The 24530-nt window shown below is 72.1% G+C and carries 23 protein-coding genes; all 23 read left to right on the top strand.

Annotated features, from left to right (window positions below; genetic code table 11):
* Positions 1–117: 117 nt before the first annotated feature.
* The 23 genes from thrB (at position 118) to ACFY00_RS07380 (ending at position 24525) form a co-directional block, all read left to right on the top strand.
* Positions 118–1035 carry a homoserine kinase gene (gene thrB / locus ACFY00_RS07490; RefSeq protein ID WP_388028237.1) on the top strand — a complete coding sequence of 306 codons (918 nt, stop codon included), beginning with the start codon at positions 118–120 and terminating at the stop codon, positions 1033–1035.
* A 515-nt stretch (positions 1036–1550) separates the two neighbouring features.
* Entirely contained in the window at positions 1551–3689 is a 2139-nt protein-coding gene (rho, locus tag ACFY00_RS07485; protein WP_388028234.1) for a transcription termination factor Rho, read from the top strand.
* Positions 3690–3838: 149 nt separating this feature from the next.
* Complete coding sequence (locus tag ACFY00_RS07480) at positions 3839–4999, top strand: LCP family protein (RefSeq protein ID WP_388028232.1); 1161 nt, start codon at positions 3839–3841, stop codon at positions 4997–4999.
* 124 nt (positions 5000–5123) lie between these two features.
* Entirely contained in the window at positions 5124–5348 is a 225-nt protein-coding gene (gene rpmE / locus ACFY00_RS07475) for a 50S ribosomal protein L31 (protein ID WP_033214688.1), read from the top strand.
* A gap of 120 nt (positions 5349–5468) precedes the next feature.
* Positions 5469–6545: a peptide chain release factor 1 gene (prfA, locus tag ACFY00_RS07470; RefSeq protein ID WP_388028231.1), complete on the top strand. Its 1077-nt coding sequence runs from the start codon at positions 5469–5471 to the stop codon at positions 6543–6545.
* An 18-nt stretch (positions 6546–6563) separates the two neighbouring features.
* Positions 6564–7430 carry a peptide chain release factor N(5)-glutamine methyltransferase gene (gene prmC, locus ACFY00_RS07465; protein WP_388028229.1) on the top strand — a complete coding sequence of 289 codons (867 nt, stop codon included), beginning with the start codon at positions 6564–6566 and terminating at the stop codon, positions 7428–7430.
* 109 nt (positions 7431–7539) lie between these two features.
* A complete protein-coding gene (locus ACFY00_RS07460) occupies positions 7540–8187 on the top strand; it encodes an L-threonylcarbamoyladenylate synthase (RefSeq protein WP_388028227.1) in 648 nt (215 codons plus the stop codon).
* A gap of 35 nt (positions 8188–8222) precedes the next feature.
* Complete coding sequence (locus tag ACFY00_RS07455) at positions 8223–8858, top strand: protein-tyrosine-phosphatase (RefSeq protein WP_193588046.1); 636 nt, start codon at positions 8223–8225, stop codon at positions 8856–8858.
* A 166-nt stretch (positions 8859–9024) separates the two neighbouring features.
* Positions 9025–10287 carry a serine hydroxymethyltransferase gene (gene glyA, locus ACFY00_RS07450; protein ID WP_388028225.1) on the top strand — a complete coding sequence of 421 codons (1263 nt, stop codon included), beginning with the start codon at positions 9025–9027 and terminating at the stop codon, positions 10285–10287.
* A gap of 183 nt (positions 10288–10470) precedes the next feature.
* A complete protein-coding gene (locus ACFY00_RS07445) occupies positions 10471–11787 on the top strand; it encodes an MraY family glycosyltransferase (RefSeq protein ID WP_388028223.1) in 1317 nt (438 codons plus the stop codon).
* Positions 11788–12073: 286 nt separating this feature from the next.
* Positions 12074–12496 (top strand): hypothetical protein, encoded by a 423-nt coding sequence (locus ACFY00_RS07440; protein WP_388028221.1) that lies wholly within the window; start codon positions 12074–12076, stop codon positions 12494–12496.
* Between the two features lie 282 nt (positions 12497–12778).
* Positions 12779–13588 (top strand): F0F1 ATP synthase subunit A, encoded by an 810-nt coding sequence (gene atpB, locus ACFY00_RS07435; protein ID WP_388028220.1) that lies wholly within the window; start codon positions 12779–12781, stop codon positions 13586–13588.
* Between the two features lie 80 nt (positions 13589–13668).
* Complete coding sequence (gene atpE / locus ACFY00_RS07430; RefSeq protein WP_285734887.1) at positions 13669–13899, top strand: ATP synthase F0 subunit C; 231 nt, start codon at positions 13669–13671, stop codon at positions 13897–13899.
* Between the two features lie 41 nt (positions 13900–13940).
* Positions 13941–14498, top strand: coding sequence for a F0F1 ATP synthase subunit B (locus ACFY00_RS07425; protein WP_030457724.1), 558 nt, complete (start codon positions 13941–13943; stop codon positions 14496–14498).
* Entirely contained in the window at positions 14495–15310 is an 816-nt protein-coding gene (locus tag ACFY00_RS07420; RefSeq protein ID WP_388028218.1) for a F0F1 ATP synthase subunit delta, read from the top strand. The genes ACFY00_RS07425 and ACFY00_RS07420 overlap by 4 nt, the downstream gene beginning before the upstream one ends.
* A 154-nt stretch (positions 15311–15464) precedes the next feature.
* Positions 15465–17039 (top strand): F0F1 ATP synthase subunit alpha, encoded by a 1575-nt coding sequence (atpA, locus tag ACFY00_RS07415; protein WP_030909523.1) that lies wholly within the window; start codon positions 15465–15467, stop codon positions 17037–17039.
* Between the two features lie 33 nt (positions 17040–17072).
* Positions 17073–17987 carry a F0F1 ATP synthase subunit gamma gene (locus ACFY00_RS07410; protein ID WP_033214710.1) on the top strand — a complete coding sequence of 305 codons (915 nt, stop codon included), beginning with the start codon at positions 17073–17075 and terminating at the stop codon, positions 17985–17987.
* Between the two features lie 2 nt (positions 17988–17989).
* Positions 17990–19435: a F0F1 ATP synthase subunit beta gene (gene atpD, locus ACFY00_RS07405; protein ID WP_388028216.1), complete on the top strand. Its 1446-nt coding sequence runs from the start codon at positions 17990–17992 to the stop codon at positions 19433–19435.
* Between the two features lie 217 nt (positions 19436–19652).
* Positions 19653–20036: a F0F1 ATP synthase subunit epsilon gene (locus ACFY00_RS07400; RefSeq protein WP_033252989.1), complete on the top strand. Its 384-nt coding sequence runs from the start codon at positions 19653–19655 to the stop codon at positions 20034–20036.
* Positions 20037–20164: 128 nt separating this feature from the next.
* A complete protein-coding gene (locus tag ACFY00_RS07395; RefSeq protein WP_176190007.1) occupies positions 20165–20665 on the top strand; it encodes a DUF2550 domain-containing protein in 501 nt (166 codons plus the stop codon).
* Positions 20666–20773: 108 nt separating this feature from the next.
* The gene (locus ACFY00_RS07390; protein ID WP_388028214.1) at positions 20774–21346 is read left to right on the top strand and encodes a cob(I)yrinic acid a,c-diamide adenosyltransferase; all 573 of its coding nucleotides are present in this window, start codon (positions 20774–20776) and stop codon (positions 21344–21346) included.
* Between the two features lie 431 nt (positions 21347–21777).
* Complete coding sequence (locus ACFY00_RS07385) at positions 21778–22113, top strand: STAS domain-containing protein (protein ID WP_285735101.1); 336 nt, start codon at positions 21778–21780, stop codon at positions 22111–22113.
* Positions 22114–22278: 165 nt separating this feature from the next.
* Positions 22279–24525, top strand: a complete 2247-nt coding sequence (locus ACFY00_RS07380; protein ID WP_388028211.1) for an ATP-binding protein — start codon at positions 22279–22281, stop codon at positions 24523–24525.
* Positions 24526–24530 lie beyond the last annotated feature (5 nt).

The following is a 24530-nucleotide window of genomic DNA, read 5'->3' as shown; positions in this document are numbered from 1 at the left end:
GGCCGCGCCGTGCTGCGCGCCCCTTTCGAGACCCCGCCGTCCGTACCGCCGCAGGCCCCGTCGTCCGGATGGTCCGGGCCTGAGATCCCCCCACCTTTTCAGGAGTGTGTCCACCGCATGGCCGGTCCCGCGTTCCGCGCCGCCGCCGTCCGGGTCCGCGTCCCCGCGACCAGCGCCAACCTCGGCCCCGGCTTCGACGCCTTCGGCCTCGCCCTGGGGCTCTACGACGACGTGGTGGTCCGGGTCGCCGACTCCGGCCTGACCGTGGACATCGCCGGCGAGGGAGCCGAGAACCTCGCCCGCGACGAGCGCCACCTGGTGGTCCGCTCGATGCGGGCCGCCTTCGACCGGCTCGGCGGCCAGCCCCGCGGCCTCGAAGTGGTCTGCGCCAACCGGATACCGCACGGTCGCGGCCTGGGCTCCTCGTCCGCCGCGATCTGCGCCGGCATCGTGGCCGCCCGCGCCGTCACCATCGGCGGCGCCTCCGCGCTCGACGACGACGCGCTGCTGGCCCTCGCCTCCGAGCTGGAGGGCCACCCCGACAACGTCGCGGCCTGCCTGCGCGGCAACTTCACCGTCGCCTGGACCGAGGACGGCGGTGCCCGCACCATCACCCTGGACCCCTCCGACCGGGTCGTGCCGGTCGTGTTCATCCCGTCCACCGAGGTGCTCACCGAGACCGCCCGCGGCCTGCTCCCCAAGACCGTGCCGCTCGCCGACGCCGCCCTCAACGCGGGCCGCGCCGCCCTGCTGGTCGAGGCGCTCACCCGCCGCCCGGAGCTGCTGCTCACCGCCACCGAGGACCGGCTCCACCAGGACTACCGGGCCTCCGCGATGCCGGACAGCGCCGCCCTGGTCGCCGCCCTGCGCACCGAGGGCGTCCCCGCCGTCATCTCGGGTGCCGGACCGACCGTGCTCGCGCTCACCGACGAGACGCACGTCGGGAAGGTCCTGAACTTCGCAGGTGCGCAGTTCGCGGCGCACCGGCTGGAGCTGGACCGCACCGGCGCCACCGTGCTGCCGCTCGACATGTGAGACGGACACGATTGACAACCAAAGGGCTGGGGAATGTGTCAGGGGGTAGGTAGTGTTAACCTCATTGCTGCACCAGATGCCCTCCGGGCGCCGGTGCGAGGCATCCCGATCCCGTTCCCCCGTCCGCACGGGGGCCGGAAGCTCGGGAGCACGATTCTCCGGGAGCTCGCCACAGCGCGTACGCAGCCTGCCTGCGCGATTGCGGCCCATCCCGAAGCCGTGACGGCACCGGACTCCCACCCCCAGCCTCCGCAGTAGCGAGGCTCGGCCGGGCTGGGGCCCGCAGTGCCGCCGCGCGACGGGGGCCCGGGCATCAACAGGCGCAGCGAGGTCGGCACCAGAACCGGCCGTCCGCGCCGCTTCGCACCACAGTGCACCGCACTTCGCAGCTCCCCGGAAGGACCAGCCTTCCACGGGAATCCAGCCCCTGACCAGCGCAAAGAGTCGCCGGCCAGGACAGCACAACCGGTCGCCGTGCCAGACAGGCCGACGTCCGCTCCAGGGAAGGACCCTTAGTGAGCGACACCACCGATCTGATGGGCGCGCGCCCGGACGCCGAGGCGTCGGACGCGGCCGCCCCGGCGGCTCCGGCGCGACGCCGTCGTACCGCCGCCGCCGGCCTGGACGGCCTGGTGCTGGCCGAGCTCCAGAAGCTCGCCTCGTCCCTCGGGATCAGCGGCACCGGGCGACTGCGCAAGGGCCAGCTGATCGAGGCCATCAAGGAGAAGAGCGGCGGGGACCCGCTGCTCGCGGGCGCCCCCGGCGCCACCGCTCCGGCCGCGAAGAAGGCCGCCAAGGCCGCGCCCGCCGCCGAGGCCGCCCCGGCCGCCCCGGCCGAGGAGCAGGGCGAGTCGGCGGCTCCGCCGCGGACTCCCGCCCGCCGCAGCACCCGCACCGCCGCCGCCACCGAGCCGCAGCCGCAGGCGCAGATCGAGATCCCGGTGCAGGCCGCCGCCGAGACCGCGGCCGCCGCCGCCCGGGCCGAGCGCCCGCGCCGCCGGGCCACCGCCGCGGCCGGCGCCCCGACCGCCGAGGCCGCCGCGGCCGCCGCGGCCACCGCCACCGAGCAGGCCCCCGCCGAGGCCAGGACCGAGGCGCAGCGCCCGGCCGCCGCCGAGGGCGAGGCCCGCGCCGAGCGCCGCGAGCGCCGCGACCGCCGCGACCGCACCGAGCGCACCGAGCGCACCGAGGCCCCCGCGGCCGAGGGCGACGGCGAGGTGCGCGAGTCCCGCCGGGACCGCCGCAACCGCCGCGAGCGCGACCGCACCGACCGCCAGCAGGGCGGCGACCGCCAGCAGCAGGACGGCGGCCAGGGCCGCGCCGACCGCCAGCAGAACCAGCAGCAGGGCGGTGCCCAGCAGCAGGGCGGCGGCAACGCCCACCAGCAGCAGGGCGGTTACGACGACGACGAGTTCGGCGACGGCCGCCGCGGCCGCCGCGGCCGTTACCGCGACCGCCGAGGCCGCCGCCGCGACGGCTTCGAGGGCACCGCCGGCCCCGAGGTCCCGCTGAGCGACGACGACGTCCTGATCCCCGTCGCGGGCATCCTGGACATCCTCGACAACTACGCCTTCGTCCGGACCTCGGGCTACCTGCCCGGCCAGAACGACGTCTACGTCTCGCTGGCGCAGGTCCGCAAGCACGGCCTGCGCAAGGGCGACGCCATCACCGGCGCGGTCCGCCAGCCCAAGGACGGCGAGCGCCGCGAGAAGTTCAACGCCATGGTGCGGCTGGACTCCGTCAACGGCATGGACCCGGACAGCGGCCGCGGCCGCCCCGAGTTCGGCAAGCTGACCCCGCTGTACCCGCAGGAGCGGCTCCGCCTGGAGACCGACCCGGGCGTGCTGACCACCCGGATCATCGACCTGGTGTCGCCGATCGGCAAGGGCCAGCGCGGTCTGATCGTGGCCCCGCCGAAGACCGGCAAGACCATGATCATGCAGGCGATCGCCAACGCGATCACCCACAACAACCCCGAGTGCCACCTGATGGTCGTCCTGGTGGACGAGCGTCCGGAAGAGGTCACCGACATGCAGCGGTCGGTGAAGGGCGAGGTCATCTCCTCGACCTTCGACCGCCCGGCCGAGGACCACACCACCGTCGCCGAGCTCGCCATCGAGCGCGCCAAGCGCCTGGTGGAGCTGGGCCACGACGTGGTGATCCTGCTGGACTCCATCACCCGCCTGGGCCGCGCCTACAACCTGGCCGCGCCCGCCTCCGGCCGCATCCTGTCCGGTGGTGTCGACTCGACCGCGCTGTACCCGCCGAAGAAGTTCTTCGGCGCCGCGCGCAACATCGAGAACGGCGGCTCGCTGACCATCCTCGCCACCGCGCTGGTCGACACCGGCTCCCGGATGGACGAGGTGATCTTCGAGGAGTTCAAGGGCACCGGCAACATGGAGCTCAAGCTCGACCGGAAGCTCTCGGACAAGCGCATCTTCCCCTCCGTCGACGTGGACGCCTCCGGCACCCGCAAGGAGGAGATCCTGCTCGGCCACGAGGAGCTGGCCATCACCTGGAAGCTCCGCCGGGTCCTGCACGCGCTGGACTCGCAGCAGGCGATCGAGCTGCTGCTGGACAAGATGAAGCAGACCAAGTCGAACGCCGAGTTCCTGATGCAGATCGCGAAGAACACCCCGGGTTCGGGCGACTGACCCCGGTAGCGGCGACCGCCGCGGACCCCGCACCGCCGTCGAGGCGGGGCGGGGTCCGCGGCGTTTTCCGGGCCGCAGCGGGAAACAGTCCACCGTCCGGGCGTGTCACTTATGCTCGAAAGGTCGCACTGAGGGCGAAAAGAGGCGATATGGCCGAGGACACCGAGCACCGCCCCACCCGCCGCCGCGGGCTGCGGATCGCGCTGATCGCCCTGGCCGGCCTCGTCCTGGTCGGTGCCGGGTTGGGCGGCCTCGCCTACTGGAAGCTGAACGGGAACATCCGCGGCGTCGACATCTCCGGCCAGCTGGGCACCGCCCGGCCGCCCGCCTCCACCGGCGGGGCGTTCAACGTGCTGGTGCTGGGCTCCGACTCGCGTTCCGGCGCCAACGGGAGCCTGGCGGGCGGCGAGACCGGCGACACCGCCCGCTCGGACACCGCGATGGTGGTGCACGTCAACCAGGCGCACACCGCCGCCTCGGTGGTCTCGATACCCCGCGACACCCTGGTGCCCCGCCCGGCCTGCACCGGCACCGACGGCAAGCAGGTCCCGGCGGTCCGCAGCGCGATGTTCAACTCCGCGTACGAGGTCGGCGGCCCGGCCTGCGCGGTGAGGACCGCCGAGCAGCTCACCGGGATGCGGATGGACCACTTCGTCGAGGTGGACTTCGCCGGGTTCGCCGCGATGATCGACGCGATCGGCGGGGTGGACGTCACCACCACGGTGGCGATCGACGACCCGGACAGCGGGCTGCACCTGGATCCGGGCGACCACCACCTGGGCGGGCAGCAGGCGCTGGCCTTCGTCCGGACCAGGCACGGCATCGGTGACGGCAGCGACCTGGGCCGGATCGAGCTGCAGAAGGAGATGGTCCGGGCGATGCTCGGGCAGGTCGGCTCGCTCGGCCTGGCCTCCAACCCGGTGGCGATGTGGAAGCTCGGCGACCGGCTGACCAACTCGCTGACCACCGACTCCGACCTCGCCTCGGTGAACGCGCTGGTCGGCATGGCGCAGACGCTCAAGAAGATCGGCCCGGACCAGCTCACCATGGTCACCCTGCCGGTGGCGTACGCGGTCAGCGACCCCAACCGGGTGGTGCCCAAGGCCCCGGACGTCCAGCAGCTGTGGGCGGCGCTGCGCGAGGACCGGGCGGTGCCGCAGTCGGTGCTCCAGGAGCAGCCGGGCAACCCGGCGCAGGCCACCCCGTCCGGCGGTCCGTCCGCCTCGGCGCGTGCGAGTGCGAGTGCGGATCCGAGTACGGGCGCGAGCGCGAGCGGGCGGGCGACGACGGTGCGCGGGGGAGCGGAATAGTCGGATCCGCCTCCCGGTTTGGGAAGAAGCGGGCAGTGCTGGCACACTGGTCCGTCGGTCCCGGTTCACGAGCGGCTGCCCAGTCCGCCGACCCGGTGCCCTCCCGATCAGCTAGGAGAATCCCTTGAAGTCCAACGTTCACCCGGAGTACGTGCTCACCAAGGTGACCTGCACCTGTGGCAACGAGTTCACCACCCGCTCCACCGAGACCAGCGGCGAGATCCGCGCCGAGGTCTGCTCGAACTGCCACCCGTTCTACACCGGCAAGCAGAAGATCCTCGACACCGGTGGCCGCGTGGCCCGCTTCGAGGCCCGCTTCGGCAAGAAGCTCTCCGGCGGCAAGGCCTAGCGCTTCCACGGCGCCGGTCTCGGACGCCCCCGTGCTCGTCACGGAGGCGTCCGGGCCGGCGCCGTTCGCGTCTCCCCCCTCCAGCACCCCGCGGCACACTCACGGAAGTAGGACAGACCGATGTTCGAGGCAGTCGAAGAGCTCCTCGTCGAGCACGCCGACCTCGAGAAGAGGCTGGCCGACCCGTCGGTGCACGCCGACCAGGCGAACGCCCGCAAGCTGGCCAAGCGCTACGCCGAGCTGACCCCGATCACCCGGACGTACCTGGCCTGGAAGCAGGCCGGCGAGGACATCGCCGCCGCGCGCGAATTCGCCGCCGAGGACCCGGACTTCATCGCGGAGGCGAAGGCCTCGGAGGCCCGGCAGGAGGAGTTGACCGAGGAGCTGCGGCTGCTGCTGGTGCCGCGCGACCCCAACGACGACAAGGACGTCATCCTGGAGGTCAAGGCGGGCGAGGGCGGCGAGGAGTCCGCGCTGTTCGCCGGTGACCTGCTGCGGATGTACCTGCGCTACGCCGAGCGGCTGGGCTGGAAGACCGAGATCATCGACGCCAACGAGTCCGACCTCGGCGGCTACAAGGACGTCTCGGTGGCGGTCAAGAGCAAGGGCAACCCCGAGCCGGGCCACGGCGTCTGGGCGCAGCTGAAGTACGAGGGCGGCGTGCACCGGGTGCAGCGGGTGCCCGCGACCGAGTCGCAGGGCCGCATCCACACCTCCGCCGCGGGCGTGCTGGTCACCCCGGAGGCCGAGGAGGTCGAGGTGGAGATCCACGCCAACGACCTGCGGATCGACGTCTACCGCTCCTCCGGCCCCGGCGGGCAGTCGGTGAACACCACCGACTCCGCGGTCCGGATCACCCACCTGCCGACCGGTATCGTGGCGTCCTGCCAGAACGAGAAGAGCCAGCTGCAGAACAAGGAGCAGGCGATGCGCATCCTGCGTTCGCGGCTGCTGGCCGCCGCGCAGGAGGAGGCCGAGCGGGAGGCGTCCGACGCCCGCCGCAGCCAGGTCCGCACCGTGGACCGCTCCGAGCGGATCCGGACGTACAACTTCCCGGAGAACCGCATCTCCGACCACCGCACCGGCTTCAAGTCGTACAACCTGGACCAGGTGCTGGACGGCGACCTGAACGCGGTGATCCAGTCCTGCGTGGACGCCGACGCCGCGGCCAAGCTGGCCGCCGCCCAGGAGAACTGAGCCTAAGGGGCCCGAGGGATGAACCTGCTGCTCGCCGAGGTGGCCCAGGCCACCCAGCGCCTGGCCGCGGCCGGCGTGCCCTCGCCGCGCTTCGACGCGGAGGAGCTGGCGGCGCACGTCCACGGGGTGAAGCGCAGCCAGTTGCACACCGTGCCGGACGGGGACTTCGACGCCCGGTACTGGGAGGCGGTCTCCCGCCGCGAGCAGCGCGAGCCGCTGCAGCACATCACCGGGCGGGCGTTCTTCCGCTACCTCGAACTGGAGGTCGGCCCCGGGGTGTTCGTTCCCCGGCCGGAGACCGAGACGGTCGTCGAGTGGGCGATAGACGCGGTCCGCGCGATGGACGTGGCCGAGCCGCTGGTGGTCGACCTGTGCACCGGCTCCGGGGCGATCGCGCTGGCCCTCGCCCAGGAACTGCCCCGCTCCACCGTGCACGCCTTCGAGCTCGACGAGGGCGCCCTGGCCTACACCCGGCGCAACGTCGAGGCCAGCCCCGACCGGGCCCGGGTCCACCTGCACCAGGGCGACGCCACCCAGGCCTTCGCCGACGACCGCGGCTGGGACGGCCGCTTCGACCTGGTGATCAGCAACCCGCCGTACATCCCGCTCACCGAGTGGGAGTACGTCGCCCCCGAGGCCCGCGACCACGACCCGCAGATGTCGCTGTTCTCCGGCGAGGACGGCCTCGACACCATCCGCGGCATCGAACGCGTCGCGGCCCGGCTGCTGCGGCCCGGCGGCGCGGTGGTGATCGAGCACGCGGACACCCAGGGCGGGCAGGTCCCGTGGATCTTCCGCGAGGAGGGCGGCTGGACGGACGCCGCCGACCACCGGGACCTGAACAACCGGCCGCGCTTCACAACAGCCCGAAGGGTCTCGTTGTGAACATCGAGCACAGCACGACGGCCAGGCGCGTTCCGCTGTAGGCGCGGCCCCACTGCAAGCACGGCCCCGCTGTACGTACCACTGACACCACCGGAAGGGGATTGCTCCGATGAGCCGCCGATACGACTGCTCCGACGCCCAGGACCGCGCGAGCGGGCTGCGTGAGGCCGCCACGGCGATCCGCCGCGGGGAACTGGTCGTGGTGCCGACCGACACCGTGTACGGCATCGCCGCGGACGCCTTCTCGCCGGAGGCGGTCGCCGCGCTGCTGGCGGCCAAGGGCCGGGGGCGGAACATGCCCTCGCCGGTGCTGGTCGGGTCGCCGACCACGCTGCACGGGCTGGTCACCGACTTCTCCGAGCAGGCCTGGGAGCTGGTGGACGCGTTCTGGCCGGGCGGCCTGACCCTGGTGGCGCGCCACCAGCCGTCGCTGCGTTGGGACTTGGGCGAGACCCGGGGCACCGTCGCGGTCCGGATGCCGCTGCACCCGGTCGCCCTGGAGCTGCTGAACGCCACCGGCCCGCTCGCGGTCTCCTCCGGCAACAAGACCGGCGGCCCGTCCCCGTCCACCTGCGACGAGGCCCAGTCGCAGCTCGGCGACGCGGTCTCGATCTACCTGGACGGCGGCACGGCCGACTACGGCACGCCCTCCACCATCGTCGACGTCACCGGCAAGGTGCCGGTGGTGCTGCGGGCGGGCGCGATCAGCGTCGAGCAGCTGAGGGAGGTCGTTCCGGACGTGGAGGCCGGCAGTTGACCGCCGCCGCCCCGTCGTACGGAGCGGGGAGCGCCCTGGCACCCTTCGCGGAGCCGGGGCCGCTCCCGCTGGACACCTTCCGGATCCTGTTCGTCTGCACCGGCAACATCTGCCGCTCCCCGATCGCCGAGCGCCTGGCCCGGCTGGAGCTGGACTCCCGGCTCGGCGTGCGCACCGGCCGCCGGATCGTGGTGGAGAGCGCCGGGACGTGGGGCCACGAGGGGGCCCCGATGGAGGCGCACGCGGCGACGGTGCTCGGCGAGTACGGCGCGGACAGCGCCGGTTTCGCGGGCCGGGAGCTGCTGGACGAGCACGTGATCGACGCCGACCTGGTGCTGACCGCGACCCTGGACCACCGGGCGCAGGTCATCTCGATGGGGCACGCGGCGGGGCTGCGGACCTTCACGATCAAGGAGTTCACCCGTCTGGTGCAAAGGGTCGACCCGCGCACCCTGCCGGACCCGCGGGACGGCGCGCGACTGACCGAACGCGCCCGCGCACTGGTCCGCTCGGCCGCCGCCCTGCGGGGCTGGCTGCTGGCCTCCGCGCCCGAGTTCGACGAGCTGAGGGACCCTTACGGGGCCCCGATCGGGATGTTCCGCAACTGCGGCGAGGAGATATTCGACGCGCTGGACCCGGTGGTGACCGCACTGACGGGTGTGGCCCGCTGAGTTGAGCGCCCTCCACTAAAGTTTCCGTGGGGGATTTGTGAAGACTGCGTGCGCAGGCGGTGGCGACAACCGGAAAGGCGCAAGCCCGCGCGCGCGGGCGGGCCGGGCGGCGGGGGCCGACCTACGCTGGGGGAACCTGCCCGCCACCGCAGCCTGGAGCCGCACCATGACGGTCGCCGACGCCCCGCTCGCCCACTGGGAGGCCGCCGAGGCCCTGCGCACGGCCGACCCGCTGATCGCCGACCTGCTCACCGCCGAGGCCGAACGCCGGACCGGGAGCCTGCAACTGCTCGCCGGGGAGAACCTGGCCACCCCCGCCGTGCTGGCCGCGCTCTCCGGCCCGCTGGTCGACAAGTACGCCGATGGCTACCCCGGCCACCGCCACCACACCGGCTGCGCGCCCGCCGACACCGTGGAACTGCTGGCGATCGACCGGGCCCGCGAACTCTTCGCCGCCCCGCACGCCAACGTCCAGCCCCGCTCCGCGACTTCGGCGATGCTGGCGGCCTACGCGGCCCTGCTGCGACCGGACGACGCGGTGCTCGCGATGTCGCTGCAGCACGGCGGCCACCTGAGCGCCGGATCGCGCGCCAACTTCTCCGGCCGCTGGTTCCGCTTCCACGGCTACGGGGTGCGCGCCGACGACGGCCGGATCGACCTCGACCAGGTCCGCGCGCTGGCCCGCGAGCACCGCCCGAAGGCGATCGTGGCGGGCGGCATCTCCTACCCGCGGCACGTCGACTGGGCCGCCTTCCGGGAGATCGCCGACGAGGTCGACGCCTACCTGATCGCCGCCGCCGGGCAGACCGCGGGCCTGGTCGCGGCCGGCGCGGCGCCCTCCCCGGTGCCGTACGCGGACGTCACGGTGGCCGCCACCCACAAGCTGCTGCGCGGCCCGCGCGGCGGCCTGCTGCTGTGCACCGCCGCCCTGGCCGACCGGATCGACCGGGCGGTGTTCCCGTTCAGCCAGGGCGGAGCCGCGATGAACGAGGTGGCCGCCAAGGCGGTGGCGCTGGCCCAGGCCGCCGCCCCCGCGTACGGCGACTACGTCCGCCGGGCGGTCGCCGGGGCGCGGGCGCTGGCCGCCGAACTGGTCGCGGCCGGGGCGCCGCCGCTCACCGGCGGCACCGACACCCACCTGGTGACCGCCTCGGTCGCCCCGCTCGGCCTGACCGGCGTGGAGGCCGAACGCCGGTGCGCCGCCGCCGGGCTGATGCTCGGCCGCTGCGCCCTCCCGTACGACCCGGCGCCGCTCACCGAGACCTCCGGGATCCGGCTGGGCACCGGGGCCTGCGCGGCCCAGGGGATGGGGGAGGCGGAGCTCGCCGAGGTCGGCACCCTGCTGGGGCGGGTGCTGGGCGGGGCGGCGGTCGAACCGGTGCGGCAGCGGGTGCGGGAGCTAGCCGGGGCGTTCGCCGGGCGGGGCTGAGCGGTCCGGGCGGGCCGCCGCCGGTCGGCCGCCCGCCCGGTCGCCCGCCCGGGAGAACCGCGATGCGGGGGCAGGGCGTCGGAGTCAATAAGGTGTGCTCCGTGGCGACGCACCTCGAACCCCGAACCAGCGCGGGAGTACTCTGCGTACTCGTCCGTCCGAGCGCGACCCTGGAGGCCGGTGGTGCGTGAGTATCTGCTGGTCATGTTCGTATCGGCCGCGGTGACCTACCTGCTGGTCAGTCCGGTGCGGAAGTTCGCCATCGCGGCCGGGGCGATGCCCGCCGTCCGGGCGCGCGACGTGCACCGCGAGCCCACCCCGCGGCTCGGCGGCATCGCGATGTTCGCCGGCCTGCTGGCCGGGCTGCTCGCCGCGTCCCAACTCTCCGGCCTGGGGCGGATGTTCGTGCAGAGCGCGGACATCAAGGCGCTGCTCTCCGGGGCCGGGATCATGTTCGTGCTGGGCGTCCTGGACGACAAGTGGGGCGTGGACGCGCTGGTGAAGCTCGGCGGCCAGATGATCGCCGCGGGCGTGATGGTCTGGCAGGGCATCACGGTCATCGCCATCCCGGTGCCCGGCTACGGCTCCGTCCCGGTCACGCCGACCCAGGGCATGCTGATCTCGGTCGTGCTGGTGGTCGTCATGGTCAACGCGGTGAACTTCATCGACGGCCTGGACGGCCTGGCCGCGGGCATGGTCTGCATCGCCGCGATGGCCTTCTTCCTCTACTCGTACCGGCTCTGGCTCGGCTACGGGATCAACGACGCCGCGCCCGCCGCGCTGTTCACCGCCGTGCTGATCGGCATGTGCCTGGGCTTCCTGCCGCACAACCTGCACCCGGCGCGGATCTTCATGGGCGACTCCGGCTCGATGATGCTCGGCCTGATGCTGGCCGTCGCCGCGATCTCCATCACCGGCCGCGTCGACCCCGACCTGGTCTCCGCGCAGACCGGTTCGCAGACCACCGCGATCCACGCCCTGGTGCCGATCTACATCCCGCTGATCCTGCCGCTGACGGTGATCGCGCTGCCGCTGGCCGACCTGCTGCTGGCCGTGGTGCGCCGCACCTGGGCGGGCCGGTCGCCGTTCGCCGCGGACAAGCAGCACCTGCACCACCGGCTGCTGGAGGTCGGGCACTCGCACAGCCGGGCCGTGCTGATCATGTACTTCTGGGCCGCGCTGATCGCCTTCGGCACCGTCGCGGTGTCGGTCACCAACACCGGCCGCGCGGTGATCCTGTCGATGGCGGGCCTGTGCCTGGTCGGCCTCGCGGTGCTGCTGATGCCGCGCTTCAAGCCGCGGGCGCCCAAGGCCGTGCAGCCCTTCGTCCCGCCCCGCTACCGGGACGGCGAGGGGCCGGAGGCCGCCGCCGGGGAGAGCGACGGCGACGGCGGCGAGGTGCCCGCGATGGCCGAGCTGTCGGCCGAGGACAAGGCCCTGCTGGGGCGGATGGGCACCGGCGCGACGGCGGTCGGGCCGCGCGGCGAGCCGCGCACCTGACGGCAGGTCAACTCCGGTTGGGCCGTTCGGCGGCACCCGTTCGGCGGCACTCCTGGGCCCTCCGTGTGACAGGTACCACACCTTCATGGTAAAGCTCTCATCAAATAGTTTGTGATACCGTTCACGAGTACCGAGAACACGCCGAAAGACCTGACAGGTGGAGGACTTCCGTCCCCGGTCGGTCTCCCTCGACGGGCTCGCCGTTCAGTCGGCTGTCCGCGGCGAGGTCCTCGCACCCCCGTGTGTCTCTGCCCCCCGTTTCCGACATGCCGCCGGAGTTGCCGACATGCCGTCCCACGACGCCCGGATCCTCCGTGGCGCCGCAATCCCCACTGCGGTCGCCGGAGTGGTCGCCATGGCGGCCGCCCTCGTCGCCGCCGGAGGGAAGGGCCTGCTCGGCGCCCTGCTCGCGACCGTGGTCGTGATCGCCTTCTTCGGGGCCGGTCAGATCGCCCTCGTCCGGCTGGGCCGGAACAACCCGCAGATGCTGATGCCGATCGCGATGCTGGTCTACACCACCCAGATCCTGGTGGTCGGCATCCTGCTCGCGGTGGCCAAGCACCTCACCTTCTTCGACCACAAGGTCTTCGGGTTCTCGCTGCTGGGCCTGGTGATCACCTGGATGGGCTTCCAGGTGCGGGGCTGGCTCAAGGCCAAGACCTTCTACGTGGAACCCGACGGCAAGCCGAAATCAGGGCGTCAACCGTGAGCGGGGCATACCGTCCCCCTCGCGAGGGGGGCGGTGTTTATGCCCTCCTGACGGACTGCTATCGTCCGTCCCAACGGCGGAGTACGGGAAGCGGCCAGGTCCCTCCGATGATCGGACGGATCGCCCCCCGGCTCCACGAAGCTTTCGAAGATCCCGCGGTGGGGATATGCGCCGCGCCGGGTCAGCGAGAAATCCGACAAGTTCCAGTGCCGCACCGTGGCCCCCGGCCGCGCCGACACACCGAGGTTGCCGTAACCATGCGTCAGAACGAAGGAGTCTGTGGTGGGTGCTGACGTCCAGCTCGCCTCCGAGGCCAGTTGCCACCTTTTCTCCGGCTGCGGCTTCCCGGCCCCCGGTCTCGGTGAGTTCCAGTTCAAGCCGATCTTCACGGTCGCCGGCGTCGAGTTCACCAAGCCGATGCTGCTGGCGATCATCTGCGCGCTGCTGGTGGTCGGCTTCTTCTGGGCGGCGTTCGCCAAGCCGAAGCTGCTCCCCGGCAAGTTCCAGCTGGTCGGCGAGATCGGGTACGACTTCGTCAAGCGGAGCATCGTGCTGGAGACCATCGGCAAAAAGGGCGAGAAGTACGTCCCGATGCTGGTCTCGATGTTCTTCTTCGTGTGGATCATGAACATCATGTCCATCATCCCGTTCGCCCAGTTCCCGGTGATGTCGCGCATCGCGTACCCGGTCGGGCTCGCGGCGATCGTGTGGGTCACCTACATGGGACTGACCTTCAAGAAGCACGGCTTCGTCGGCGGCATGAAGAACCTCTGCTGGCCGTCGGGCATCCCGGGCTGGGTCATGGTCATCCTGGTGCCGATCGAGTTCTTCTCGAACATCTTCGTGCGCCCCTTCACCCTCGCGGTCCGAGCCTTCGCCAACATGTTCGCCGGTCACCTGCTGATCGTCGTCTTCTCGGTGGCCTCGTGGTACCTGCTGAGCCCCACCATCGGCGCCCTGTACGGCTCGGTGTCCTTCGTGGTGGCCGTCGGTCTGACCGCCTTCGAGCTGCTGGTGCAGTTCCTGCAGGCGTACATCTTCGTGATGCTCGCCAGCAGCTACATCGCCGGTGCCCTGGAAGAGGCGCACTGAGCCCCGCGGCCCCGGCCGCGCCCTGAACTCCCGGTGGCCAACACCCACCGGTATCCCATCCCCGCAAAGGATTAGCTGAGATGTCCGCTCTCGCTGAAGGTGTCCACGGTTCCGTCGCTTCCATCGGCTACGGCCTCGCCGCGATCGGCCCCGGCATCGGCGTCGGTCTGATCTTCGGTAACGGCGTGCAGGCGATGGCCCGTCAGCCCGAGGCCGCCGGCCTGATCCGTTCGAACATGTTCATCGGCTTCGCGCTGACCGAGGCCCTCGCCCTGATCGGCATCGTCATGCCGTTCGTCTACGGCCAGTGAGCCAGGCGCACCGGTAGTCACTTCCGACGAAAGGTTCTGATATGGCCCCCGAGGTTCTCCTCGCGGCAGAAGAGAAGATGAACCCTCTTCTCCCCGCGTGGCCCGAGGTCATCATCGGCCTGCTCTGCTTCTTCATCGTCTTCGGCATCCTCGGCAAGAAGCTCCTCCCCAGCATCGAGAAGGTGCTGGGGGAGCGCCGTGACGCCATCGAAGGCGGCATGAAGCGCGCGGAGACCGCTCAGGCCGAGGCCCAGGCCCTGCTGGAGCAGTACCGCGCCGAGCTCGCCGAGGCGCGCCACGAGGCCGCTCGGATCACCGAGCACGCCCGCGAGCAGGGCGCTGTCCTGATCAACGAGATGCGCGAGGAGGGCCAGCGCCAGCGCGAGGCCATCGTCGCGGCCGGCCACGCCCAGATCGAGGCCGACAAGAAGCAGGCGACCGCGGTCCTTCGCCAGGACGTCGGCTCGCTGGCCTCCCAGCTGGCCTCCCGCATCGTCGGTGAGTCGCTGGAGGACCACGCCCGTCAGAGCGGTGTCATCGACCGCTTCCTGGACGAGCTGGAGTCCAAGGCCGCCGCTGCCCAGGGTGCGTCCAAGTGATCGGCGCGAGCCGCGAGGCACTCGCCGCCGGTCGCGAGAACCTGGAGAGCCTGACCGACAACACTTCGGTGGACGCGGCCAAGCTCGCCGAGGAACTCGCTGCCGTCACCGCGCTGCTGGACCGTGAGGTCTCGCTGCGCCGCGTCCTGACCGACCCCGCGCGGTCCGGTCAGGACAAGGCCCAGCTGGTCGCCTCGCTGCTGAACGGCCAGGTCTCCGGCGAGAGCGTCGACCTCGTCTCCGGCCTGGTCCGCTCGCGCTGGTCCGGCCCGCGCGACCTGGTCGACGCGGTCGAGGAACTCGCCGCGTACGCCGAGGTCATCGCCGCCGACAGGGCGGGCGCGCTGGACGACGTCGAGGACGAGCTGTTCCGGTTCGGCCGGGTGGTGGCGGGCTCGCACGAGCTGCGCGCCGCGCTGACCGAGCCGAAGGCCGACGCCGCCGCCAAGGCCGCGCTGGTCCGCAAGCTCCTCGGCGGCCGCGCCAACGCGGGCACCGTCCGCCTGGTCACCAGCCTGGTCACCAACCCGCGTGGTCGTAGCCTGGAAGGTGGCCTGGAGTCCTACTCCAAGCTCGCCGCCTCCCGGCGGGGCCGCGTGGTGGCCCTGGTCACCAGCGCGATCCCGCTGTCGGACGTCCAGAAGCAGCGCCTCGCCGCCGCCCTGGCCGGCCTGTACGGCCGGCAGGTCCACCTGAACATCGACGTGGACCCCGCGGTCCAGGGCGGTGTCCGGGTCCAGATCGGCGACGAGATCATCGACGGCACCGTCGCGAGCCGCCTCGAAGGCGCTCGCCAGGGCCTCGAAGGCTGAGCACCAGCACTATCCGACCCTCGGTCGGGCGTCGGTCCACACCAGGTGGGCCGGCAAAACGTACGGCCGGTTCACCCGACCCGGCCGAGAGTCGAGCACTTGCGGCCCTCAATGGCGGGCCGAGGATCGCAAACTAGGAGAGCAGGGAAGCCTGATGGCGGAGCTTACGATCCGTCCGGAGGAGATCCGGGACGCGCTGGCCGACTTTGTCCAGTCGTACCAGCCGGACGCGGCCTCGCGTGAAGAGGTCGGCACGGTCACCGAGGCCATGGACGGTATCGCCAAGGTCGAGGGTCTGCCCTCGGTCATGGCCAACGAGCTGCTGAAGTTCGAGGACGGCACCCTCGGCCTCGCGCTGAACCTCGACACCCGCGAGATCGGTGTCGTCGTCCTCGGTGAGTTCTCGGGCATCGAAGAGGGCCAGACGGTGCAGCGCACCGGCGAGGTCCTCTCCGTCCCGGTCGGCGACGGCTACCTCGGCCGCGTCGTGGACCCGCTGGGCAACCCGATCGACGGCCTGGGCGAGATCGCCTCCACCGGCCGCCGCGCCCTGGAGCTGCAGGCCCCCGGCGTCATGGCCCGCAAGTCGGTCAAGCAGCCGCTGCAGACCGGCATCAAGGCGATCGACGCGATGACCCCGATCGGCCGCGGCCAGCGCCAGCTGATCATCGGTGACCGCCAGACCGGCAAGACCGCCGTCGCCGTCGACACGATCATCAACCAGCGCGACAACTGGCGCTCGGGCGACCCGGAGAAGCAGGTCCGCTGCATCTACGTCGCCGTGGGCCAGAAGGGCTCCACCATCGCGTCCGTCCGCGGCGCCCTGGAGGAGGCCGGCGCGCTGGAGTACACCACCATCGTGGCCGCTCCCGCCTCCGACCCGGCCGGCTTCAAGTACCTCGCCCCGTACACCGGTTCGGCCATCGGCCAGGAGTGGATGTACGACGGCAAGCACGTCCTCATCGTCTTCGACGACCTGTCGAAGCAGGCCGAGGCCTACCGCTCCGTCTCCCTGCTGCTGCGCCGCCCGCCGGGCCGCGAGGCGTACCCGGGTGACGTCTTCTACCTGCACTCCCGCCTGCTGGAGCGCTGCGCCAAGCTGAACGACGCCCTCGGCGGCGGCTCGATGACCGGTCTGCCGATCATCGAGACCAAGGCCAACGACGTCTCGGCGTACATCCCGACCAACGTCATCTCCATCACCGACGGCCAGTGCTTCCTGGAGTCCGACCTGTTCAACGCCGGCATCCGCCCGGCCGTGAACGTCGGCATCTCGGTCTCCCGCGTCGGTGGCTCCGCCCAGATCAAGGCCATGCGCTCGGTCGCCGGCCGTCTGCGCCTGGACCTCGCCCAGTACCGCGAGCTGGAGGCCTTCGCCGCCTTCGGTTCCGACCTGGACGCGGCCTCCAAGGCCCAGCTGGAGCGCGGTGCGCGCATGGTCGAGCTGCTGAAGCAGGGCCAGTACCAGCCGTTCCCGGTCGAGGAGCAGGTCGTCTCCATCTGGGCCGGCACCACCGGTCAGCTGGACGACGTCCCGGTGGCGGACATCCGCCGCTTCGAGCGCGAGTTCCTGGACAACGTCCGCCTGGAGCACAAGGGCATCCTGGCCGGCATCGTCGAGACCGGCCTGCTGGAGCAGGGCACCATCGACGCGCTGACCGCCGCCATCACGTCCTTCAAGCAGGGCTTCACCACGGCTGACGGCAAGCTGCTCTCCGAGCAGGCCTGAGTCCGGTAGCGAGGGAAAGGACGTAACGACCCAATGGGAGCACAGCTTCGGGTCTACAAGCGCCGCATCCGCTCCGTCACCGCGACGAAGAAGATCACCAAGGCGATGGAGATGATCTCCGCGTCGCGCATCGTCAAGGCGCAGCGCGCGGTGGCCGCCTCCACTCCGTACGCCGACGAGCTCACCCGCGCGGTGACCGCGGTGGCCACCCGGTCCACCGCCAAGCACCCGCTGACCACCGAGAACCCGAACGCCAAGCGCGCCGCCGTCCTGCTGATCACGGCGGACCGCGGCCTGGCGGGCGGCTACTCGACCAACGCCATCAAGCAGTCGCTGGCGCTCGCCGCCCGCCTCCGCTCCGAGGGCAAGGAAGTGGTCACGTACATCGTCGGCCGCAAGGGCGTGGGCTACTACGGCTTCCGCAACCTGGCGGTGGCGAACTCCTGGACCGGCTTCTCCGACAAGCCGACCTACGGGGACGCCAAGACGGTCGCGGCGGACCTGATCGAGGCCTTCACCGCGGAGACCGGCGGCGTGGACGAGCTGCACCTGGTGTCGACCGAGTTCGTGTCGATGCTGACGCAGAACGCCATCGACAAGCGCCTGCTGCCGCTGCGGATCGACGAGGTCGAACTCAGCGACGCGACGCCGGCCAAGAACCAGATCTTCCCGCTCTACGACTTCGAGCCGTCGGCGGAGGGCGTCCTCGACGCGCTGCTGCCGCGGTACGTCGAGAGCCGGATCTACAACGCGCTGCTGCAGTCGGCTGCTTCCGAGCACGCCGCCCGCCGTCGTGCGATGAAGAGCGCGACGGACAACGCCGGCGAGCTCATCAAGTCGCTCACGCGGCTTGCCAACTCGGCCCGTCAGGCCGAGATCACCCAGGAAATCAGCGAGATCGTGGGCGGCGCGAACGCGCTGGCCGACGCTAGCGCGGGGAGCGAATGAGTATGACCACCACTGTTGAGCCGACCACGGCGACGGGCCGCGTCGCGCGGGTCATCGGCCCGGTCGTCGACGTGGAGTTCCCCGTCGACGCCATTCCGGACATGTTCAACGCCCTGCACGTCGAGGTGGACAACCCCGACGGCACGGGCAAGAAGACCCTGACCCTCGAGGTCGCCCAGCACCTCGGCGACGGCCTGGTCCGCGGCATCTCGATGCAGCCGACCGACGGCCTGGTCCGCGGTTCGCAGGTCGTCGACACCGGTTCGGCGATCTCCGTCCCGGTCGGCCAGATCACCAAGGGCAAGGTGTTCAACGCCCTCGGTGAGGTGCTGAACGTCGACAAGGCCGAGTTCGAGTCCCAGGTGCAGGTCCGCTGGCCGATCCACCGCAAGGCCCCGAACTTCTCCGACCTCGAGTCGAAGACCGAGATGTTCGAGACCGGCATCAAGGTCATCGACCTGCTGACCCCGTACGTCACCGGCGGCAAGATCGGTCTGTTCGGTGGTGCCGGTGTCGGCAAGACCGTTCTGATCCAGGAGATGATCTACCGCGTCGCCGAGAACTTCGGTGGTGTGTCGGTGTTCGCCGGTGTCGGCGAGCGCACCCGTGAGGGCAACGACCTCATCGACGAGATGGTCGACTCGGGCGTCCTGGACAAGACCGCGCTGGTCTTCGGCCAGATGGACGAGCCCCCGGGCACCCGTCTGCGCGTCGCGCTCTCCGCGCTGACCATGGCGGAGTACTTCCGCGACGTCGAGAAGCAGGACGTGCTCCTCTTCATCGACAACATCTTCCGGTTCACCCAGGCCGGTTCCGAGGTGTCGACCCTGCTCGGCCGCATGCCCTCCGCGGTGGGCTACCAGCCGAACCTGGCCGACGAGATGGGCCTCCTGCAGGAGCGCATCACCTCGACCCGCGGTCACTCGATCACCTCGATGCAGGCGATCTACGTCCCCGCGGACGACCTGACCGACCCGGCCCCGGCCACCACCTTCGCCCACCTGGACGCGACCACCGTTCTGTCGCGCCCGATCTCGGAGAAGGGCATCTACCCGGCCGTCGACCCGCTGGACTCCACGTCCCGCATCCTCGACCCGCGGTACATCACGCAGCTCCACTACGACACGGCCGTCCGTATCAAGGGGATCCTGCAGAAGTACAAGGACCTCCAGGACATCATCGCGATCCTCGGCATCGACGAGCTGTCCGAGGAGGACAAGGTCACGGTGCAGCGGGCCCGCCGCATCGAGCGCTTCCTCTCGCAGAACACCTACGTGGCGAAGCAGTTCACCGGCGTCGACGGCTCGACCGTTCCGCTGTCGGAGACCATCGAGGCCTTCAACGCGATCGCGGACGGCAAGTACGACCACGTCCCGGAGCAGGCCTTCTTCATGTGCGGTGGCATCGACGACCTCGAGCGCAACGCCGCCGAGCTGCTGAAGAAGTAACCGCAGGCCGGTTGCGCGGCAGACCGAACCGTTGAGGGGTGGTCCCCGGCTCTCCGTCGGGGGCCACCCCTCACCGCTGGATCTGCTGTGATCCCGGTCATGTACGGGCCCTTGGTTTCGTTCCGGGGGCGCGTGACCGTTATTCTTACCGAAACTGCCGAGACCGCCGCCCGTTCGCCCGGGTGCCCGAGGACCGGCAAGAGCCAAGGAGCCCACGTTGGCTGAGCTGCACGTCGAGCTGGTCGCAGCCGACCGCAAGGTGTGGTCCGGTGCGGCCACCATCGTTGTCGCCCGTACGGCCTCCGGTGACACCGGCATCATGCCGGGCCACACCCCGGTGCTGAGCGTGCTGGAGACCGGTCCGGTCACCATCCGCACCACCGACCAGGGCACGGTCGTCGCCGCGGTGCACGGCGGTTTCATCTCGTTCGCCGACAACAAGCTGTCGATCCTCGCCGAGATCGCCGAGCTGGCCGACGAGATCGACGTCGCCCGGGCCGAGCGCGCCCTGGAGAACGCCAAGAACGAGGCCGACTCGCACGCCGAGCGGCGCGCCGAGGTCCGGCTGCTCGCCGCCGGCGGCCTCAAGGCGCAGCACTGAGCCTGATGTGACCTCAGCGACGGTCCCGGGGACGCCTGCAGCGTGACCCCGGGACTGTCGCATCAGTTGGTAGGAACGAGCGGTCGTGGGTCGACCGCCACGGGGATGCAGCGAGGAGGTAGGTGAGCATGGTCCTCGCCCTTGTGGTGTGCGCGGCCGTCGTGGTCCTCGCCATCGCCGGCCTGGTCGGCTTCGCGGTACGCCGCCGCCTCATCCAGCGGGTGGGCGGCACCTTCGACTGCTCCTACCGCCTGAAAATGCCCGCCGACGCCTCGACGCAGCCGGATCTCGACGAGAACGGCCAGCCCACCTCCGCCCCGGTCCCGCAGACCGACGGCAAGGGGTGGGTTTTTGGTATCGGCCGCTACAGCGGCGACTCCATCGAGTGGTTCCGGGTCTTCTCCTACGCCCCCCGCCCGCGCCGGGTCCTGCCGCGCACCGAGATCGAGGTCCTCGGCCGCCGCTACCCGCAGGGGCAGGAGGAACTCGCCCTGCTCTCCGGCTCGGTGGTGCTGCGCTGCCTGCACAAGGGCGCCCCGCTGGAGCTCGCGATGAGCGACGACGCCCTGACCGGCTTCCTGGCCTGGCTGGAGGCGGCACCGCCCGGACAGCGCGTGAACGTCGCGTAGCGACGGGACCCGCTGGGGGGGTCCCCCCGGCCGAAGGCTGGGGGATGCGTGAACGTCGCGTAGCGAGGCGCTGTTAACGGTGGTGAACCGGCCCGCTAGGCTGCGGCCATGGTGAACCTGACGCGCATCTACACCCGGACCGGGGACGACGGCACGACCGCGCTCGGCGACATGAGCCGGACCACGAAGACCGACCCCCGGCTGATCGCGTACGCGGACACCAACGAGGCCAACGCGGCGCTCGGCGTGGCGCTGGCCGCCGGGGGGTTGGACGAGGAACTGGCCGCGGTGCTGACCCGGATCCAGAACGACCTGTTCGACGTCGGCGCGGACCTGGCCACCCCGATCGTGCCGGACCCGAAGTACCCGCCGCTGCGGGTCGAGCAGTCGTACGTGGACCGGCTGGAGGCCGACTGCGACCGGTTCCTGGAGGGGCTGGAGAAGCTGCGCAGCTTCATCCTGCCCGGCGGGACGCCCGGGGCGGCGTACCTGCACCTGGCGTGCACGGTGGTGCGGCGGGCCGAGCGGGCGACCTGGGCGGCGATCGAGGAGCACGGGGAGAGCGTCAACCCGCTGACCGCGAAGTACCTGAACCGGCTCTCCGACCTGCTGTTCATCCTGGCGCGGACGGCCAACAAGGAGCGCGGCGACGTGCTGTGGGTGCCCGGCGAGAACCGCTGAGGCGCCGCCGCCCCGGGCGCTCGGGGTGCAGATCACACCCCCTCCGGCGCAGATCACACCGCCGGATCGCACCACGGTGGCCGCGCTCCCACTAGAGTCCGGCGAGAGCGGTGCCGCTCCCGCAGGTGGTCCGCGCCGCCCGGGTGCGGGACGTTCCGGGCGGCCGGGTGAGTTTGCTCACCGTCCGCCCCGCAGACGGGTGATTTGGGCGGTAATCGAGCGTAGGTATGAGGTGTTCCTGCGTATATTCCCTCGGACGGGTGAAGTTGAGGGGCAGTCCGGCGGGTGACAGCAACCTGCGGAACTGGTTCACCGTCAGATTCAGGAAGGGGCCGGTGCGCGGACACGGCCCCACAGGGCGCGGACGTTCCCCGAGCTGCGGGCGCACCGTGGCAGCGGACGTACGGCAGACGGCCGAGGAGGAGGACAGCATGCGCATCACCGGCGACCACACCGCACTGGCCGTCGAAGGACGGCTCGACGTGCGCAGCGCCGCCGACGCCCGGGCGCTGCTGCACGCCGCCGTCGACGGCGGCGAGGGCGACCTCGTCCTCGACCTCGGACGCCTGGAGTTCTGGGACGCCACCGGCCTCGGCGTGATCATGGGCACCCACCGCCGGGCCGGGCGGGCCGGGCGGCGCCTGGTGCTCCGCGACGTGCCCGTGCAACTGCAGCGGCTGCTGGTCGCGACCAGGCTGCACCGGATCCTCGCGGTCGAGGGCGCGGTGCAGGACCCCTGCGGGACGACGCTCCCCGCGCTGGGCTAGTCGCAGCTCCCCGCACCCCTCGGTGGTGCGCCGTCGCAGGTCGGCCCGGGCGCCGGGGGTTCGTGTGCGGAGCGGCTGGGCGCCGGAGCCACCCCTGTGTGGTGACCGGGCGCGCCCGTGTGGGAAAGTCTCCGCTCAGGTGTCCGAGTGGCGGGGAGCAGTGACGTGGGTCAGCCGAGCGGCGATTTCCGGGGGGACGGGGTGCGCCCGCGGAGCGGGGAACTGGTCAGCGGCGAGCGACTGGTGGTGGTCGGCGGGCCGGAGGGCTCGGAGGCCCGGCACTGTCCGGACGAGTGGATGCCGCAGCCCCGCCGGATCCGCGGACTGGTGCAGGCCCGCCCGGAACTGGGCCCCAGCCCGGCCGTCGGCCCGCTCGCGCTCGGCGCCGGACCGGGCGACCTGCGACTGCTGGACCGGGAGGGCGACGTCGCGGCCCTGCTGGAGCAGCTCCGGGCCGGCCGCTCCGTCCAACTGGTCGGACAGGCCGGATCGGGCCGCTCCGCCCTGCTCGCCGCCGTCGCCGAAGCGGCCGGGGAGCTCGCCCCCGACGGCGTGGTGCGCCTGAGCGGCTACCGCCGCACCGTCGCCGACCTGCTGCAGGACCTGTTCGCCGCCACCCACCAGGCCCCCGACTTCCGCCCGGACCGGGAACAGCTCGCCGAACTGCTGGCGGGCGTCGCCGCGGTCGTGGTGATCGACGACGTCGAACCGTACGGCGAGGAGCTGGAGGAACTGCTCACCCTCGCCCCCGAGTGCGCCTTCCTGATCGCCGCCGTCCCCGGCAGTCCGCCCCCCGCCCCCGGCTCCCGGCTGCGCGACCACCTGGTCGCGGGCCTGTCCCGTCCCGCCTCGCTGACCCTCGCGGCCCGGCTCGCGGGCCGTCCGCTCGACGAGGTCGAACGGGCCTGGGCGGTCGACCTCTGGTTCGAGTCCGAGGGCCTGCCGCTGCGCTTCGTCCGGGCCGCCGCGCTGCTGCGCCAGCGCGACGTCACGGTGGACGCCCTGGTCGCCGCCCAGGAGGACCGGCGGAGCCTGTTCGGCACCGTCCAGGAGTACCAACTGCCCAGGGACCCGGCCGAGTTGGAGCGGGAACTGCGCCAGCAGGTGCCGCTGCCCTCGGTGGGGGAGAGCGCCGCGCCGGCCCGCCGCCTGGTGCAGGGGCTGAGCGAGTCCGCCCGGCTGGTGCTGCGGCTCGCCCTCGCCCTCGGCGGGGAGTGCCCGACCGCCCCGCACCTGCCCGCGCTGCTCGACGTCGGCCTCGGCGAGAGCGCCCTGCAGGAACTCGTCGAAGCCGGGCTCGCCGTCTCCGTCGGCGGCCACCACCGCCTCACCGAGGGCGTCCTCGACGCCCTGCTGCCCGAGCTGGAGGACGACAGCAACGGCCTGCCCGCCCCGTTCGCCCCCGGCGGGATCGCGCACGGCGCCGCCGAACACCTCGCCTGGTGGGTCGGGCACGCCTCCGTCTCCACCCGGCAGGTCGCCGCCGAGGCCGAGGTCATCCTCGCCGTGCTGCTCGCCGAACGGAACGCCGACCGCCCCGCCGAGGTGCTCCGCCTCGCCCGGGCCGCCGCCCCCGCGCTCGCGCTGTCGCTGCGCTGGGGCGCCTGGGAGCGCGCCCTGCAACTCGGCCTGGAAGCCGCCAGGATGCTCGGCGCCAACGCCGAACAGGGCTGGTTCCACCACGAGTTGGGCGTGCACGCGCTCTGCACGGGCGACAACCGGCGGGCCGTCGCCGAACTGGAGGCCGCGCTCGCGCTGCGCGCCGCCGCGGGCGAGCAGCGCGGCGTCGCCGGGGCCCGCCGGATGCTCGACCTCATCCGGATCGAGGAGCCCGCGGCCCTGACCGCGGGCTCCGACACCGCGCCCGCCCGCCGCCGCCGCTCCATCCGGGCCATCGCCCAGGTCGTCCCCGGCCGCCTGCGCAAGCGGGCCCCGCGCGGCGCCCGCAAGACCGTGCTGCTGGCCGGTGCGGCGGTGATGGCGCTCGGCGCCCTCGGCACCGCGATCGGCGTCGCCGCCACCGACGACGGCCGCCCGGGCGGCGACCGCACCGGCAACTCCGCCGACGACCTCCCCCCGCTCGACCCCAGCCCCACCCCGCGCAGCACCTCGCCCACCCCCGCCCCGTCCAGCGCCGGTCCCACGGCGACGGACAGCCCGAGCGCGAGCGACAGCCCCAGCACGAGCCCCTCCGCCACGAGCAGCCCCTCCGCCAGCCACAAGCCCGGCGGCTCCCCGTCCCCGAGCACGACCACGACGAAGTCGGGCACCACGCCAGCACCGCCTAACACGGCGCCGCCCAAGCCGACGGCCACGGCGACAGCTTCGACGCCCACAACCACGCCGACGGAGACGCCGAGCATGCCGACGACCACACCGACGACCGCGACGCCGAGCAGCAGCCCGTCCTGACGGGG

The organism is Kitasatospora sp. NPDC001540 (assembly GCF_042894345.1).
GTDB lineage: Bacteria > Actinomycetota > Actinomycetes > Streptomycetales > Streptomycetaceae > Kitasatospora > Kitasatospora phosalacinea_C.
The sequence above is the reverse complement of the archived record's forward strand: the minus strand, read 5'-3'. Positions and strand labels throughout refer to the sequence as shown.